The organism is Pirellulales bacterium (assembly GCA_035533075.1).
Classification (GTDB): domain Bacteria; phylum Planctomycetota; class Planctomycetia; order Pirellulales; family JAICIG01; genus DASSFG01.
The window spans coordinates 1-12,486 of record DATLUO010000015.1; the positions used below are offsets into that span (position 1 = coordinate 1).

The 12,486-nt window shown below is 63.3% G+C and carries 7 protein-coding genes; 3 read left to right on the forward strand and 4 right to left on the reverse strand.

Features of this window, described 5'->3' with window-relative positions; genetic code table 11:
- Nucleotides 1-177 precede the first annotated feature (177 nt).
- From VNH11_01385 to VNH11_01400, 4 genes are all read right to left on the reverse strand, one after another.
- Nucleotides 178-771, reverse strand: coding sequence for an aminodeoxychorismate/anthranilate synthase component II (locus VNH11_01385; GenBank protein ID HVA45013.1), 594 nt, complete (start codon nt 769-771; stop codon nt 178-180).
- Between the two features lie 16 nt (nt 772-787).
- A complete protein-coding gene (locus tag VNH11_01390; GenBank protein HVA45014.1) occupies nt 788-2,026 on the reverse strand; it encodes a nitrate/nitrite transporter in 1,239 nt (412 codons plus the stop codon).
- Between the two features lie 123 nt (nt 2,027-2,149).
- The gene (locus VNH11_01395; protein HVA45015.1) at nt 2,150-4,408 is read right to left on the reverse strand and encodes a nitrate reductase; all 2,259 of its coding nucleotides are present in this window, start codon (nt 4,406-4,408) and stop codon (nt 2,150-2,152) included.
- Nucleotides 4,405-6,150: a DmsC/YnfH family molybdoenzyme membrane anchor subunit gene (locus VNH11_01400; protein ID HVA45016.1), complete on the reverse strand. Its 1,746-nt coding sequence runs from the start codon at nt 6,148-6,150 to the stop codon at nt 4,405-4,407. Before VNH11_01400 ends, VNH11_01395 begins: the two co-directional genes overlap by 4 nt.
- A gap of 613 nt (nt 6,151-6,763) precedes the next feature.
- On the opposite strand from VNH11_01400, the gene nirB reads away from it, so the two are divergent.
- The 3 genes from nirB to VNH11_01415 all read left to right on the forward strand — a co-directional run bounded on the left by nirB (nt 6,764) and on the right by VNH11_01415 (nt 12,445).
- Entirely contained in the window at nt 6,764-9,859 is a 3,096-nt protein-coding gene (nirB, locus tag VNH11_01405; protein HVA45017.1) for a nitrite reductase large subunit NirB, read from the forward strand.
- Between the two features lie 206 nt (nt 9,860-10,065).
- Nucleotides 10,066-11,832, forward strand: coding sequence for an ATP-binding protein (locus tag VNH11_01410; protein ID HVA45018.1), 1,767 nt, complete (start codon nt 10,066-10,068; stop codon nt 11,830-11,832).
- Nucleotides 11,789-12,445, forward strand: a complete 657-nt coding sequence (locus VNH11_01415) for a response regulator (GenBank protein ID HVA45019.1) — start codon at nt 11,789-11,791, stop codon at nt 12,443-12,445. The genes VNH11_01410 and VNH11_01415 overlap by 44 nt, the downstream gene beginning before the upstream one ends.
- Nucleotides 12,446-12,486 lie beyond the last annotated feature (41 nt).

Below are 12,486 nucleotides of genomic sequence, written 5' to 3' on the forward strand. Positions count from 1 at the left end.
CGCATCGGTCGCAGACGGCGCTCTTGCGCGGCGTGGTGTTTACGGAGCCGTCCGCCGCGGCGTGGTAGTCGCCATCGGAACAAAAACTGAATGCGGTCTTACCGGCAAGTTCGTCGATTCTTGACGATGTTGCACATGCCAGGGTGGGACCAGCGAGCAAGCACAGGCAACTCGAAACTATTGAACCGCAAGCGGCACCAAAAAATTCCGCAGGATGTCGCTGCCGCAGTGGGTCAAAAAGCTTTCGGGGTGAAACTGCACGCCTTCCAGCGGATAACGCCGGTGGCGGACGCCCATGATCTCACGGCTGCCGTCGGGGGCGTCGCACCAGGCCGAGACATCGAAGTCGTCGCTGAGCGTGCCGGGCTGAATCACCAGGCTGTGATAGCGCGTCGCCTGGAACGGATTCTCCAGGCCGGCGAACAACCCGCGGCCGTCATGCTCGATCAGGTCGGTCTTGCCGTGCATCAGCCGCTTGGCCCGCACGATTTGTGCCCCGAAGGCATGGCCGATCGACTGATGACCGAGGCAGACGCCGAGAATGGGGACCTGCGGGGCGAAGCGGGTGATCACGTCGCACGAGACGCCCGCCTCGCGCGGCGTGCAGGGGCCCGGCGAAATGATGATGTGCGACGGCCGTCGCCGGGCAATCTCGTCGAGCGTGATCTGATCGTTGCGATGCACCTCCAGATCCAGGCCCGCATCGATCTCGCCCAGCCGCTGCACGAGGTTGTAGGTGAAGGAGTCGTAGTTGTCGATCAGCAGGATCATACGATGATTGTAGTCCTCAATCGACGACGGACAAAGTAGGTGAGTTGACGCGCGATGCTGCCAGGCCGCCCTTGCCGATGAAGAGGCCTTCCCACGCGCGGCTGACGCAAACCAACGCAATCGCGGTGGCAAAGGCGGTCAACGAGAAGAGAAAGAAGCCGCCGGCAAACTGGCCCGTCTGTTGCTTTACACTGCCCAACAACGTGGGCAGCAGAAAGCCGCCCAGGCCGCCCGCCGCGCCGACCAGGCCGGTGACGGTGCCGATCTGTTTGCAGAAACGTTGCGGCACAAGCTGAAACACCGCGCCGTTGCCCATGCCCAGCATTCCCATGACGGCGAACATCAGCAGCGTGCCGCCCGCCAGCGGCGGCGACGTGGCCAATCCCAGCAACAGCGTGCCCACGCCGAGATAGAGGAGCGTCAGCAGGTGGACACCGCCGATGCGGTCGGCCAGATAACCTCCGGCGGGCCGCAAAAACGAACCGGCCACCACGCACAGCGTGGCGAAGCCGCCGGCGGCCGCTTTCGACAGACCATATTGATCGTGAAAGAAAATGTTCAGGAAGCTCGCCAGTCCCACAAAGCCGCCGAACGTCACGGCGTAAAAAAGGCAGAACCACCACAGGTCGGGCTGGCGCGCGACTGCCGCATAATCCGTCAACGTCTGCGGCGGCGGCTGCGTGGGACTGTCTTTGGCGGCCAACACGAAAAAGGCCAGCACCGCGACGAGCGGCACGATGGCCAGACCAAACACCGCGTGCCAGCCGATCGCTTCCGCCAGCCGCGGGCCGAAAAACGTGGCCAAGGCCGTGCCGCTATTGCCGGCGCCGGCGATGCCCATCGCCAGGCCCTGATATTGCGGCGGATACCAGCGGCTGGCCAAGGGCAGTGCGGCGGCGAAACTTGCTCCAGCCACGCCCAGCATCAGTCCGACGATGAGCAGCGCGCCAAAGCTGTTCGCCGCCAACCAGGCGAGCAACAGCGGAATGACGGTCAAGGTCATGCCCGCCAGCGCCGTCCGCCGGGCCCCGATGCGGTCGGTCATGTATCCCAGCACCAGCCGCAAGAGAGCGCCGCCAAGGATCGGCACGGCGACCAGCAATCCGCGCTCGGCGGCCGAGAGGCGAAAGTCGGGCACGATCGAATTGGCCAGCGCGCCGATGAGCACCCAGACCATGAAGCTGACATCGAAGTAGAGGAAAGCGGCCAGCAGCGTCGGCCAATGGCCGGCCCGGCGGAATTCACGAAGGTGCATGGTTAGTGGTTAGTGGTTAGTGGTTAGTGGTTAGTGGTTAGTGGTTAGTGGGCAGACGGCCGCGCCGCGATATTTCCTTTCCGCTTCAGCGACTCCCCTCAACTAATCACTAACCACTAATCACTAACCACTAACCACTACTCCCCTCTTCCTTACCCGCACGGCACAGGCCTTGTAGGCGGGCTGCTTCGAGTAGGGGTCGAACACCGCGTGGGTCAGTTGGTTGACTGTCGCGTAGTGCATCGGAATGAAGACCTGGCCTGCCGGCACGCAACGGGTCACGAAAGCGCGCGCTTCGATCCGGCCCCGCTGCGATTCGACGTAGACCCACTCGCTCGGCTGAATGCCGTACGACCTGGCGTCGGCGGGATGGATCTCGAGGTAAACGTCGTTCGGATAGAGCTTGCGCAGCACCGCCGACTTGCTGGTGCGGGTCTGCGTGTGCCACTGTGCGACGCTGCCGCGGCCCGTGAGCAGGGTCAGCGGGTAACGCTGATTGGTCGGCTCGCGCAAGGGCCGCGGCGACTCGAAAATGAACCGCGCGCGGCCGTCGGCGTGGTAGAACCGGCCGTCGGTAAACAACCGGCGCTCGCTTCCGCTTCTTGGCGCGTTGCCTTCGGTGGGCCGGCGCTCGCAAGCTCGCTGGTCCCACCCTGGGTGCTGCGAATACGGCCACTGCACACCCCCACGTTCATCGAGCATTTCGTAGCCGTCGATACCCGTAAAGTCGCACGGCTGGCCTCGCGAAAGCTCTTTGAGAATCTGAAACACCTCTTCGGGCGACGTCCATCGCTCGAACATCGCGCCGCATCCCCAAGCTTGCCCAATCAGGTGGAAGATGCTGAAATCGGCCAGCGCCAGACCTGGCGCTCGGGCAACCTTTTTCGTCAGCCCGATGCGGCGCTCCGAGTTGATGAACGTGCCTTTCTTTTCTCCCCAGCCGGCGGCCGGCAAGAAGAGGTCGGCCAACTGAGCGGTTTCCGTGCTGTGGTACATATCTTGAACCACCAGAAACTCCAGACGCCCCAGCACGTCGAGCAACTGGCTCTGATTGATCCACGAGTGGGCCGGATTGGTGGCGATGACCCACAGCCCTTTGATTTTGCCCGAGAGGATTCCCTCGATGATTTCGTGATAGGCCCAACTGTTCCGCTGCGGAATCCGGGCGGCGTCGATGCCGAGCAGCCGGGCCACCTTCTCGCGGTGTTCGGCATTGGTGAAATCGTGGCCGCCCAGCAGGTTGGTCGTGTTGCTGAACAGCCGCGACCCCATGGCATTGCACTGGCCGGTGATGGAGTTGGCCCCCGTGCCCGGACGGCCGAGATTGCCGGTCAACAGGGCCAGATTGATCAGGCTTTGAGCGGTCCGCACTCCCTGGTGGCTTTGGTTCACTCCCATCGTCCACCAGAACGAGACACGTTTGCCTTCATGGATGGCACGGGCAACCTGGTGAATCGACTCAACGCTGAGTCCCGTCGCCGCGGCCACTCGCTCCGGCGGATAGTCGGCCACATGAGCGGCGAAGGCGTCGAAGCCGACTGTGTGCGCGTCGATATAGGGGCGATCGATCCAGCCTTCGGCAATCAGGATGTGCGCCAGTCCGTAGAACAACTCCAAATCACTCTTGGGCTTTAACGCCAGGTGCTGAGTGGCCCGCATCGCCGTTTCCGTCCGCCGTGGATCGACGACGATGATTTCCGGGCGGTGCGGATTGCGCATCACGCGCTGCCACATAATCGGGTGGGCGATGCAGACGTTGGCGCCCACAAACACCAGCACGTCGGATTCTTCAAGGTCCTGGTAGGTGTAAGGCGGGGCATCGAAACCGAACGACTCCTTATAGGCCACCACAGCGCTGGCCATGCACTGTCGCGTGTTGCCGTCGCCGTGAACGAGGCCCATGCCGAATTTGGCCACAGCACCCAACAGCGCCATTTCCTCGGTGGTGATCTGGCCGGTGCTGAGAAACGCCACCGACTCAGGACCATGCTCGCCGAGAATCGCTTTGAAGTGAGCGACGAAGGCGCCGATCGCCGTTTGCCAATCGGTCGGCTCCAGTTTGCCGCGGCTGCTTTTCAACAGCGGCGAAACGGCCCGATCGCCACTGTCGAGCACATTCAAGCTTTCCCACCCCTTGGGGCAAGCCATGCCGCGATTCACCGGATAGTCGGTCGCCGGCGTGAGGCCGATCGCCTCGCCGCCGCGCAAGTGGATGTTCAGGCCACAGCCGGTCGAACAAAAGCCGCAGACCGTGGTCGTGGTGGCGTCGGGCGCGCTCCGCGCCGGGACTCGGCCCAGGCCGAAGCCGCCGGGCGCCAGCAGCATTTGGCGAGTGAGATCGCCGTCTCGCTGAAGCAGCAGTTTCGACAGCGGTTGCATCATCCGCCGACTCCTCCCGGCATCTTGGGTTGGGCGACGGCGGCAAAGAACAGATACCGTTCGAGCAATTCACCGGCCAAGCAGGCAACGAACAGGGTACTCGCCACGAGACCCGTAAAAAGGTCGCCGGGCTGGCCCGAGGGCGGTGCGCCGATCTGGAGCAACAGGCCCGGTAGTGCGATGCCGCCTACAAAACCGCAAATGAACCGCGATTTTGTGACGGCGGCGAGTTCTCCCAGCATCAAGAGGGCCGAGCGCCGCAACGGCGAAGCCTGCTTCTGACGCACATGCCGGAAGATCGAAGCCTCCACCAGGAGTTTGACCGCCATCGACGCGGTCAGCACCACGCACACCTGCCGGCCGTAGTCCGCCATCAGCGCGCCCCCGCGAATCGCCTCGATGCTAGCGGCGTTGATGTAAGACGTCGACAGGGCGGTGGCGGCGCCCAGGGTTGACATGGTCAGCAAAAACTTGGCACTCGTGGCGGCAGCGTTCCAAAACGCGCGACGCGTGACAGCGTAAACCATGACCGAGCAGAACACGCCCGCTAAACCGAGACCCACGACCGCGAACGCGAGCAGCGTGTCGCCGGCGCTGGCCACACTCGCATTCGACCACCACGTCGACGCGGCATAGACGACGGCCGCGGCAGCGAACAGTCCAAAGGCCAGAATCTCGCGGCTAAGCCAACTTGTGCGCAATCCCAGAATGGCGCGAAAGGCGTACCGCGGCCGGCCCAAGTGCAACACACTCGCGGCCAAGGCCAGCAGCCCGAACAGCAAAGCGCTGGTGGAGTGTATCGGGCGGAGGGCAGCCAACACTCCGCTGCCGGGCACCCGTCGCATGGCCAGCTCGACCAGAAAGGCGCCCACCGAAAGCTGCGTGAGCACCAACATCACAATCAAGGGCCAGTGCGCGTGTTCTCGTTTGACCGAGTAATAATCGGCGGGCAGAAGGTTGCGAGGCAGCGCGCGGGCGGTTTTGTAATTCGTCGTGGGAAAGGTGATGGTGGGCTCGGGCGCGCCAGGTAAAAACGAATTCGTTTCGCAATTGGCGATGACGTCTTGTTGCCCGGCGACGGTAATGCGGATCGCCTCGTGCGGGCAGGCTTGCACGCAAGCCGGCGCCTCGCCGACCGCCAGCCGCTCGCTGCACATGTCGCACTTTCGGACGATGCCGCGCCGCGGGTTGTATTTCGGCACGTCGTAGGGACACGCAAACACGCAGTACTGGCAGCCGATGCACTGGTCGTCGAGGTGTTTGACGATGCCCGTCTCAGGGTGCTTCTCGTAGGCCCGCACGGGGCAGGCGGTCATGCAGGCCGGATCCAGACAGTGGTGGCAAGCCGTGGTGGCGTGTTGCAGAATCGGCAGTTCGGGCGTGCCTCCGTGCAACAGGCCCACCTCGCGCCACGTTTCGTGCTCGTCGAGCCCGTTCAGCGTATGGCAGGCCGTCACGCACGATTTGCACCCGGAACAGCGATCGAGATCGACCTCAAAGGCATATTGTTGTCCGGGTCCGGGGGGCGAGGCGGGCAGCAGGGAGCGATAGTATTTCGCCTGACTCGGTTCATCGGACGTCGCGTGCCTTTGCGAGAACCGTTCGACGGCCGACAGGTCGTGCTGCTCGGCCAAGAGCGATGCCACTAGCGCCGATGCATCGCGCGGCGGCGAGACGCGATGAATCGCTGGCGGCTTCGATTCGCGAATGACTGCGGATGTTGACACGTTAAGCGTGTTTGCCATCAGCTTTAGCTGGTGGTTCCGATAGTGGGTTTATCTTCTCTCGGCCGGCTTTAGCCGGGCTTCTCGGTCGTGGCTTTAGCCATCATTCAGACCAGCGATGATCGAGAAGCCCGGCTAAAGCCGGTTCAGTTTCCGATTGATTGTGGTCGCCAACCACCAGCTAAAGCTGGTGGCAAACAGGAACGACAACACGAGCGGTTGCAAGGTCGCGGTAAGCAGGCCGCGTACCGGCGGGGCGCGGGACGCTGTTTTTTCGGAAAGCCGAAGCGATTCAGTCGTTTGCGATGCCGCCCGTCCTAGCGTGCTGCCGAAAGAACGCGCAGTGTCGCCTAGTCGTAAGGCAGACGCTGGCGCCGGCGAACATGGGAATCGGCAGATGTGCTTCGGCTTTCCGAAGAAAGCCGCACCCCGCAGATCGCGGGCACGCGGGCTGCTATGTGGCGGCTGCGAATGTGGCCTCGGCAAACTGCCGGGGCCACGTATGTAGGGTGGGACAACCGAGCTTGCGAGCGCCGGCCCACCACGATTGCCGAAAAATGGTGGGCCGGCGCTCGCAAGCTCGCTTGTCCCACCCTACGAACCCGCGTCCAGCCGCTTGCTTGAAGGTGATCCAATGATTCGATCCAACACGAAGACCGTCGTTGTCATCGGCAACGGCATGGTCGGTCACCGGTTCTGCGAGAAGCTGGTTGAATTCGACAAGCTCCATCAATACAAGATCGTCACGTTTTGCGAGGAGCCGCGCGCGGCCTACGACCGCGTCGGGCTGACCTCGTTTTTCGCTCATCGCGATGCCGAGAAGCTGATGCTCGCACGGCTCGACTGGTATCGCGAGCACGATATCGATCTCAACATCGGCGACCGGGCCAACAAGATCGACCGCAAGCATCGGCGGGTCTTCAGCGATCGTGGCCGCGAAATCCCTTACGACTTCGTCGTTCTTGCCACCGGCTCGTATCCCTTCGTGCCGCAAGTGCCCGGCATCAAGCAACCGGGCGTCTTTGTCTACCGCACGATCGACGACCTGGAGCGGATCATCGCCTATGGCGAAAAGGTCAGTCGGGCAGCCGTCATCGGCGGCGGGCTGTTGGGACTGGAGGCGGCCAAGGCCAGCTACGATCTGGGACTGGAAACACACGTCGTCGAGTTCGCGCCGCGGCTCATGCCGAGGCAAATCGACGAGAGTGGCTCGAAGCTGCTGGTGGAAAAGATCGAACGGCTGGGGGTCCGCGTTCATTTGAACAAGAGCACCAAAGAAGTGCTCGGCCACGGCGGCGTCGAAGGGCTCATATTCAACGACGATGCGCGGCTCGACGTGGGCATGATCGTCGTCTCGGCGGGTATCCGGCCTCGCGACGAGTTGGCGCGCGACTGCGGCCTCACGGTGGGCGAGCGGGGAGGCGTCGTCGTTGACGACGCTCTGCAAACGAGCGATCCGCAGGTGCTGGCGATCGGCGAAGTGGCCTCTCACCGAGGCATGGTCTACGGTCTGGTCGCCCCGGGTTATGAAATGGCCGAGATCGCGGCCGCCAACTTCTGCGGCGACGAGCGGGCGTTCACCGGCGCCGACCTGTCGACCAAGCTCAAACTGATGGGCGTCGACGTAGCCAGCTTCGGACGTCATGAAGCCCCGCCCGAAGAGGCCCGCGGGCTGGTCTACGAAGATCCCTTTGGCGGCGTTTACAAAAAACTCCTCTTCAGCCACGACGGTACACGGCTTGTGGGAGGCATACTGGTGGGCGACGCCGCCGACTACGGCCGCTTGCTGGCCCTCACCAAGAGCGGCCAGCCGCTGCCCGTTCCGCCGGGCGAATTGATTCTCGGCAAGAAGGATGCGGCGGCCGGCGCCGGTCTCGACGACGCCTGCCAGGTCTGTTCGTGCAACAACGTCAGCAAAGCACAGATCTGCCGCGCCATTCGCGAGCAAGGGCTTACTGACCTGGGCGCGGTCAAGGGATGCACCAAGGCCGGCACCGGCTGCGGCGGTTGCCTGCCTTTGGTCAGCGACCTGTTGGCCGCCGAGCTGACGGCCGCGGGCAAGGCCGTGAGCAAACGTCTTTGCGAGCACTTTGCCTACACGCGGCAGGAGCTGTTCGAGATCGTCAAAATCCGCGGCATCAAAACTTTCGCAGAGATGATCGCCGGTCATGGCCAGGGGCATGGCTGCGAAATCTGCAAGCCGGCCGTGGCCTCGATTCTGGCCAGCTTGTGGAACGAAAACGTCCTGGCGCCGCCGCACCAAACGCTGCAAGACACCAACGATCGCTTTCTGGCCAACGTGCAGCGCGACGGCTCGTACAGCGTCGTCCCGCGCGTTCCGGGCGGAGAGATCACGCCCGAAAAACTGATCGTCCTGGGACAAGTGGCCCGCAAATTCGGCTTGTACTCGAAGATCACCGGAGGGCAGCGCGTCGACCTGTTCGGCGCCAAGCTGCACCAGTTGCCCGATATCTGGGAAGAACTGGTCGAGGCGGGGTTCGAGAGCGGTCACGCTTACGGCAAGGCGCTGCGGACCGTGAAGAGTTGCGTGGGGAGCACCTGGTGTCGCTACGGAGTGCAAGACTCGGTCGGCTTTGCCATTCGCGTGGAAGAGCGTTATCGCGGCATCCGCGCGCCGCACAAGATCAAGGCCGCGGTATCGGGCTGCGTGCGTGAATGCGCCGAGGCCCAGGGCAAAGATTTCGGCCTGATCGCCACGGAACAAGGGTACAACCTTTACGTCTGCGGCAATGGCGGCGCCAAACCCCGCCACGCCGAGTTGCTGGCCGCCGACCTCGACGAAGACACGGCCATCAAATACATCGACCGCTTCCTGATGTACTACATCCACACCGCCGACCGGCTGACGCGGACCAGCGTCTGGCTGGAAAAGATGGACGGCGGCATCGACCATCTGCGCGCGGTGATCGTTGACGACAAGTTGGGCATTTGCGACGAACTGGAGCGGCAGATCCAGTTCCTCGTCGATTCGTACCGTTGCGAGTGGGCCGAAGTGGTCAACGACCCCGAGCGCCGCCGGTGGTTCAAACAGTTTGTCAACACGGACGAGACGGAGCCGGGCATCGAGCTGGTGACCGAGCGAGGCCAGCAACGACCCGCCGATTGGCCGAAGAATTTTGATTTTGTTCCGCTGGAGCAGGTCAAACTGAACGGGCACGGTGTGCGTCAGCCCGGCGTAGCAGAACTCGTGAGAGTTCCGGACGTAAACCGCGGCGACGGCCGGACTTCTCACGAAGTCTGCTACGGGCCGGCCACAAGCTGGGTGAATGTCGGCCGGGTCGAGGATTTTCCCCTCGAGGGCGGCGCCGCGGTGAAGTACGGCAAGTGCCAGCTTGCCGTTTTCCAATTCGCCAGTCGCGGCGAGTGGTACGCTACGCAGAACATGTGCCCCCACAAGCGGGCCTTCGTGTTGTCGCGCGGCATCATCGGCGATCAGGCAGGGGTGCCCAAGGTCGCCTGTCCGTTGCACAAGAAGACCTTCGCGCTCGAAACCGGCGAATGTCTGAGCGGCGAAGATTACTCGATCCGCGTGTTTCCCGTGAAAGTGGAGGGTGGCGAGGTGTACCTCGAACTTCCACCGGAGCACGAGCTTGACCTGGGATTAGCCACCGATCTGCACGCGGTCCGCGGCTGCCAGGATCGCGCGCCGGGGTGTCTGCAACTAACTTCCGCGCCGCCACGTGCCAGTCATCTAAGCAGTATCGCTTAAGTATGTGGCACGACAGGCGCAGCGTGCCGTCTCGCGTTGCCCTGCTGATGAAAAATTCCGCAGACGTATCGTACTGTGGACAAATAACTTAGCACACGTCGGCGGGTGCAGGCCGGGCCGTGACAAACCGTTTGGAACGCCGTTTTCATAAGCGTCGAGATTCAGCAGTCAATCACATGGTCTACTGGCGAGATCCGAAGGCCATAATGGCAGGTGGGCTACTCCTCGACGATTCAATAAACACCGCCGACACCGACAGGTCTGATTTCGCCGAACGACTTGTTCGCCCGCTCAGGTTTCGCTACGCGGTGGTCTTCGTGGCGGTGGCGTCGTTGTTGCTGGCCGACCAGGCTGTCATTCAACCGCTGTTGGTGCGGCTGAATGGCTATGCGCCCGTCATCAACCTGGCCGGGCGTCAGCGGATGCTGAGCCAGAAACTGGCGAAACAATCACTCGCGATTGAGTTCGGCGTCGGTGAATCATCGGCGGCAGCCCGTCGCCGTGAGTTGTCGAAGACCGTCGAGCAGTGGTCGACGGCGCATCGCGTCTTGCGCGACGGCGACGCTCGACGAGGAATCTCGCCCATAACCACTCCGCAGATTGCCGCGGCGTTACGAGACTTGGAGCCGGACTTTGCCGCCATGCGAGCGGCGGCCAGCCAACTGGCCGCAGTGCATGAACCGTCGCAGTGGCTGGGGCAGAGCCTAAGCGATGCCCCGGCGCCTCAAACCGGGACATCGCCTGGCCGCATCGTCCAGGCGCAGACTGAGCCGTTCACAGGCCAGGCTCTGCCCCAGCCACCGGTCGAGCGCATCGCGAATGCCGACTCGCCGTCCGACCGTATGGCGCTGGTACGTGCGGTTCTCGACCATGAAGCCGACTACTTGTCGGGCATGGAGCGCGTGGTCGCCATGCTCGAGGCGGAGGCCCAGCAACAGGTGGCGTGGCTTCGTCTGTGCGCCCTCGCGGCGGTGGTGATGGCCATCCTGCTCCTGGCCAGTCTGTATGCCTTCGTCCTGCGGCCGGCGACGACGCTCATTCGGCAACAGTTGCGAATGCTTGCGGCGAGCGACGACCGCCATCGGGCGCTGGCAGAGTTGCTGCGCCGCGCACGCGACGAGCTGGAACTGCGTGTCGCTGAACGAACGTCGGAGCTGAGCCAGGCCAACACGGCCCTGGAGTGGGAGATGCGACATCGCCAGCACGTTGAAACGCGCGTGCGGCGGCTTTCCTCGAACCTGGCGCATGCCACGCGGATTACGGCGCTGGGACAGCTCGCCACGGGGTTGGCCCACGAGTTGAACCAACCGCTCGGCGCCATCGCCAACTATGCCGGTGTCTGCGAACTGCTCCTTGAAGAGGAACTGCACGACAACCACGCTTCGCGCCGCGCCATCAGCGAGGTGAAGCGATCGGCGTTGCGGGCGGGCGAAATCGTGCGGCGGATGCGCAATTTCGTGCGGCGCGGCGCCGACCAGGCGTCGCGAGTCGACTTAAACGGTCTCGTGAGAGAAGTCGCCGAATTGTGCGACCCCGAGTTGCGGCGCAGCGACGTCGAGCTGACTCTCAATTTGTGCGGCGAGGCATTGGTCGTCGCCGATCCGATTCAGATTCAGCAAGTGCTGGTGAATCTGGTTCAGAACGCCCTGCAAGCCATGCGCGACGTCGACGGCCGCAAAATCGTCGGCATTCGCACGTCGGTGGCCGCGGGCGGCGCGCAGGTCGATGTGGCGGATTCGGGCCCCGGTTTTCCGGACGAGGGCCGCGACGACCCGTTCGCGCCGTTCTTCTCCACCAAGGACGACGGCCTGGGAATGGGGCTGTCGATCAGCCAAACGATTGTCGAACAACATCAGGGGCGCATCTGGGCGGGCAATCGCCCGGCCGGCGGCGCGATCGTCAGCTTCTGTTTGCCACTTGCTCCAAACCATGACACCCCAAACCGCGCCACCGCCCACAGTCTTTGTGGTTGACGACGATCAGCAAATGCGCGAATCGCTCGTCATGCTGATCGAGACGATGGGGTATCCCGCGCGCGGTTTTGCCACGGCGGGGGCGTTTCATCGGACCTATCTGCGCCAATGGCCCGGCTGCCTGGTGCTCGACGTGCGGTTGCCGGGCAAAAGCGGAGTGGAGCTGTACGAGCAGTTGGTCCGTGAAGAAAAGCGGCTGCCCGTGATCTTCATCACCGCCCACGCCGACGTGACGACCGCGGTGGCGGCCATGAAGACCGGGGCCATCGAGTTTTTGGAAAAGCCGTTCGACCGTCAGACGCTGCTGGAGCGCATCGAACGGGCGTTGGCGCTCGACGCCGACTGGCGCCGGCGGCAGGCGAACTTCGACGCGATCGACGCCCGGATCGCGCGACTGAACGGCCGCGATCGCGAAACGTTGCAGTTCATCCTGGCGGGCGAATCGAACAAAGTCATGGCGGCCAGGCTGTTCATCTCCGAACGGGCGGTGGAAATGCGCCGGGCCGTCATCATGCGCAAGGTCGGTGTATCGTCGTTGGCCGAACTGATCGACGTGGCCGTGACTCACCGGCTGCTGGCCGAAATTTCCACCGTGTCCGACGTTGCTCGGTAGCTGACTTGTTGCCTCGGCCCGCTTGCCATAGAATCCGTCCG

Excerpts from the sequence above, each read along its gene's own strand:
- VNH11_01395 (HVA45015.1), bottom strand. The coding sequence starts at position 4,408 with ATGATGCAACCGCTGTCGAAACTGCTGCTTCAGCGAGACGGCGATCTC.
- nirB (HVA45017.1), top strand. The coding sequence starts at position 6,764 with ATGATTCGATCCAACACGAAGACCGTCGTTGTCATCGGCAACGGCATG.
- VNH11_01415 (HVA45019.1), top strand. The coding sequence starts at position 11,789 with ATGACACCCCAAACCGCGCCACCGCCCACAGTCTTTGTGGTTGACGAC.
- VNH11_01410 (HVA45018.1), top strand. The coding sequence starts at position 10,066 with ATGGCAGGTGGGCTACTCCTCGACGATTCAATAAACACCGCCGACACC.
- VNH11_01385 (HVA45013.1), bottom strand. The coding sequence starts at position 771 with ATGATCCTGCTGATCGACAACTACGACTCCTTCACCTACAACCTCGTG.
- VNH11_01400 (HVA45016.1), bottom strand. The coding sequence starts at position 6,150 with ATGGCAAACACGCTTAACGTGTCAACATCCGCAGTCATTCGCGAATCG.
- VNH11_01390 (HVA45014.1), bottom strand. The coding sequence starts at position 2,026 with ATGCACCTTCGTGAATTCCGCCGGGCCGGCCATTGGCCGACGCTGCTG.